The 4,014-nt window shown below is 35.6% G+C and carries 6 protein-coding genes and 1 pseudogene; all 7 read left to right on the top strand.

Annotated elements, in window-relative coordinates:
* The coding region (locus tag JCM21531_RS16650; protein WP_038291497.1) for an HNH endonuclease signature motif containing protein at nt 1-307 on the top strand (307 nt) is incomplete at its 5' end.
* Nucleotides 308-336: 29 nt separating this feature from the next.
* The gene (locus JCM21531_RS16645; protein WP_038291495.1) at nt 337-1,014 is read left to right on the top strand and encodes a hypothetical protein; all 678 of its coding nucleotides are present in this window, start codon (nt 337-339) and stop codon (nt 1,012-1,014) included.
* A gap of 183 nt (nt 1,015-1,197) precedes the next feature.
* A pseudogene (locus tag JCM21531_RS16640) lies at nt 1,198-2,148 on the top strand (polymorphic toxin-type HINT domain-containing protein); the annotation flags it as partial.
* Between the two features lie 10 nt (nt 2,149-2,158).
* On the top strand, nt 2,159-2,473 hold the full coding sequence (locus tag JCM21531_RS16635; protein ID WP_003514047.1) for a hypothetical protein: 315 nt from the start codon (nt 2,159-2,161) through the stop codon (nt 2,471-2,473).
* A gap of 351 nt (nt 2,474-2,824) precedes the next feature.
* Nucleotides 2,825-3,154, top strand: a complete 330-nt coding sequence (locus JCM21531_RS16630) for a hypothetical protein (RefSeq protein WP_243467880.1) — start codon at nt 2,825-2,827, stop codon at nt 3,152-3,154.
* 178 nt (nt 3,155-3,332) lie between these two features.
* On the top strand, nt 3,333-3,722 hold the full coding sequence (locus JCM21531_RS16625; protein ID WP_038291493.1) for a hypothetical protein: 390 nt from the start codon (nt 3,333-3,335) through the stop codon (nt 3,720-3,722).
* Entirely contained in the window at nt 3,715-3,852 is a 138-nt protein-coding gene (locus tag JCM21531_RS19400) for a TFIIB-type zinc ribbon-containing protein (RefSeq protein ID WP_173400209.1), read from the top strand. Before JCM21531_RS16625 ends, JCM21531_RS19400 begins: the two co-directional genes overlap by 8 nt.
* Nucleotides 3,853-4,014: the final 162 nt, after the last annotated feature.

Here is a 4,014-nt window from a genome sequence, read left to right as displayed (position 1 = left end):
TGTCAATGTTAATATAATCAAGGATTTTACACCTGCGCAAAAGGAAAAAATAATTGAAGAGAATAAGAAAAGAAATGGTGGCATTGTTTTATCTGATGACCCAAATGATGTAGTCAAAGGTGAGCTGGTCAGACCAAGAAAAAGTCAGAAAGGAGTTGTTCCACCAGAAAATGAATGGCAAATAGATCATATTATTCCCAAAAGTAAAGGAGGAACTAACAGTTATAGTAATGCCCAGGTGTTGTCACGTAAACAGAATAGATTAAAATCTAATAAAATCTCTCTAGAGCTATTAAATGATGGATGAGCAAAATTAAATAATAGGGGGGCAAAATAGTGAATATAAACGAGCTTAAATGGACAAGAAGTCAATTATGGGAAGGATGTATTTTAGCATCAATTGCACACGCAATTATGGTTGCACATTATCCTGAACTTTCAAATGAACACTCTTGGGATGGAATGAATTATAGTGTCCAAGATAGTTCTGGAGCTAGAGGTACAATTACTTTTCATCATAAATATTGTATTGGTGCTTTTCGTGATGAACATAGTAGCCGTATTTTAGGAAGAATAGATAATTCATTAAAATATTTTAAAGGTGCTCCTGATGAGGTGATTAGGTTGGCAGAGGAGGAAACATTACAATATCTGTTGGATGAGATTGAGGGAAATGTATTTCCAGTTATTACGACTGCTTTCTGGGGATATGAAAATAGACTTTTTACAACAGATTTATTTGATGATATGTGGCAAAATGGCGGCTTTTTGTTAGAAAGACAAGTCAGCGACTTTGATTCTGCAATTAATGAATGGATAAAATACTATGATATGTCTGATGTTCAAGTTAAATTACTAAAATCAATATATGCTAGAAAAATTACTAATCCTAACAATAAAATAATACTATCAAAAGATGAAATTACTATGATAGGAAGTAATGATCTTGAAGGACTTAAAGAAAGCAAAATTTCATTTGAAGAAATTAATATTAGCTTTGGAGAAGCTCTATAAAGAAGAAAAATATATTTTTATTTAATAGGGTTGAGGAGTTGCTAAAGATAAAGCATTTTATTTATCAATACAAAAATTATGCTCAATAGAAATTAATATTAGAATAGAGTTTCAAAGTAAAAGTATTTGAAACTCTATTTTCTTACTGAAAAATTATAATTATATTGTTAGGGAAAGATATTTACGTCGAAAGTTACGGCAGAGCTTTCTTTCGGTATGAATATATTTGACATGCTGGCAATGGGAGTATCATTGTTTGATCCATCCAATGCATTGGTTGAATTCAACCGGAAGCTGCATTCCAATGCACTTTACAACGGATTCCAGATTGCTGTAAACGCGCTGGCTGTTTTCAGTGCCGGGGCGGCATCTACAATGAAGTGCTTTGTTGCAGGCACGCTGATATTGACTGTGGCAGGCTTGGTTGCAATAGAGAATATCAAGGCAGGAGACAAGGTAATTGCGACGAATCCGGAGACTTTTGAAGTAGCGGAGAAGACAGTGCTTGAGACATATGTGAGAGAGACAACGGAGCTTTTGCATTTGAGAATCAATGGAGAGGTAATCAAGACAACCTTTGAGCATCCGTTTTATGTAAAAGATGTGGGTTTTGCTGAAGCGGGAAAACTGCAAGTAGGAGATAAGCTGCTAGATTCAAAAGGCAATCTTTTGGTGGTGGAAGAGAAAAAGCTTGAGATAACAGATAAGCCTGTAAAGGTTTACAATTTTAAGGTCGATAATTTTCATACGTATCATGTTGGCGAAAATAGGGTATTGGTTCATAATGCGAATAAGTATGTTAAGGGAACGAGTAAGACTGTATTTGAAAATGGGGAAATGTTTGAAAGTAAAATTATTACGAAAAATGGCATCGAAATAGGTGGACTTGCTGATGTAGAAATCAATGGAAAAACTCTAACACTTAAAGATGTTGCAGTATACTCAAATAAAGGAGATATTCCCAATGCTGTTGGGGCAAGAGATATCTTTAAATGGCAAAACGAGATAGCTCAACAGGCAAAGGCTCAGGGTTTTGATACACTTATTATTAAAGGTGTTAGAGCTATGAATTCAACTTCTGCAAATCCAGGAAAAGTTGTTGAATATATAATTGACTTAACTAAACTTAAATGAGGTGAATATATTGAATGAATTTAGTAAAACTTTTTCAAAGGAAGAACTTGAAGAAATTGAGGTTTTTAAGGAAGGAACAGAAGCTATGAGTGTTGAAGGAAAAGAAATTATTTGCTTTCAATTATTGTACCAACTGATTAATGGAAATATTAAAATTTCAGAAGTTTCAAAAGATAAGCTGTTATTTACATATGCTCAATTAAAAGGATTTAAGGAGATTAGTGGTTCTATCGGAATTTTTGATACAAGTTTATTGGAGAGTATTGTAAGTAAGGCAAAAAAGATAATTTCTGAAGAGATAGAAAAAAGAAAGCAAAAAAGATAAAATACTGGGGTCACACAGTTCCAACTGCTGTGACCTTGTTTTCCGTACGCAGAGATTAACGTATCAAAACAAAGGAGACTGTTTAACCTTTTATTAATACATAAGGAGCAGGACGAAGGAATGGCACATTCGATGCCGGAGGACATGGGAGGTTTGCTGCTTGGAGTAGATGTGTGCTCCCGATGCCCAAGATAGATAAAACACACGCGGTTTTATTTGTTCTGCCTGAAACCATAAAACTACCAGCTAAATTGCAGTATCCTGAGAACAGGCTCAATCAGATCAATATGAAAATCTATGAAAAATGAAGGTGATTAAAGTATATGAGAGTTTATTAAGGAGGTTTTGTGAGTGAAAATAATAAAACGTGTTACCAATGAGGGTATAAGTTATATTGATGATAGTGGTTCTCAGGGATATGTTGATTTTAAGCAATGTAACGAAAACTGGATACAATATAGGAAAAGAAGCGAAAATTTAAGTGAAGAGAGAGTTATTGAGCTTAGAAAACGCAGTAAATGTGTTGGTCAGAGGGATATTTGTGCAAGGCCTCGGTTTATTGGGTTTTTTACTAAACCTTTTACAAGATTTGAGTTTATTGAGTGTGATGAGTATCCCGACGCTGAAAAGGCTTTTTGCAAGCTGCAAATGATATCATTTCTGCTGGATGGACAACATTAGATTTAAGCTAAGTATAAATATTGGGATATGTGTTTGAGTGATATATATGATTGATATTGAGTATGTCCACCCAGCAAGCCAATATAACGGCAAGTCGGGTTTTCTTTTTATCCATACTTGACAAATTGTGATACGATGTAACACAATAAAACCGACAAGAAACACAGGAGGTGCAATAATGTCTACAGAAAAGGATAGTATGCTTCGGGTAAGGCTTACAAAAAGGCAGTCGGATGAATTGGACGCTATCATCGATGAACTTCAAGCACAAATGCCGGAAGCAAGTGTTACCACATCAAGCATAGCAAGATACGCTCTGGAGAAGTATGTGAGCGACCATATCGCCAAGCGTGACGGTACCAAGATTTTTATTGAAATCAATACCGCAGATGCCACAGAAGAGGACATAAAGAATCTCTACGACCTTCTCTCGAAGCTGTTTGACGAAACAAAGGAGAATTATTCACCAATGGTTCATTACATGGTTGGAGAGATATTAGAGCCTGTGATGATGAAGATGGTAAGACTTATGAAGCTAAATAAGCCGGGGGTGAAGGTGGATGAGTAAGAAAAAGTACATTGTCCGATGTCCTCACTGCAATCATAGAATGTTTGATGCCGATTATGCTGATGTTGAAATCAAATGTCCGGTGTGCAGAAAGGTTTTTGAAGTAAAGCTGCAGAAAAAGGCGGGGTAAAAAGTGAATAAATCTGGCACAGAGCCACAAAGGGAGCGAATGACTCACCTATAGAGCCTGGCAGATAGTCTAAAAAACTATTTGTCAGGCTCTATTTATATTCGGCGAGACAGGAGGTGGGAAGTTTGAAATTGACAATGATGGACGCAGCATTAAAATATG

This window comes from Acetivibrio straminisolvens JCM 21531 (genome assembly GCF_000521465.1).
GTDB lineage: Bacteria > Bacillota > Clostridia > Acetivibrionales > Acetivibrionaceae > Hungateiclostridium > Hungateiclostridium straminisolvens.
The sequence above is the reverse complement of the archived record's forward strand: the minus strand, read 5'-3'. Positions and strand labels throughout refer to the sequence as shown.

Coding starts and splice junctions, on each gene's coding strand:
- JCM21531_RS19400 (WP_173400209.1), top strand. CDS start 3,715: ATGAGTAAGAAAAAGTACATTGTCCGATGTCCTCACTGCAATCATAGA.
- JCM21531_RS16625 (WP_038291493.1), top strand. CDS start 3,333: ATGTCTACAGAAAAGGATAGTATGCTTCGGGTAAGGCTTACAAAAAGG.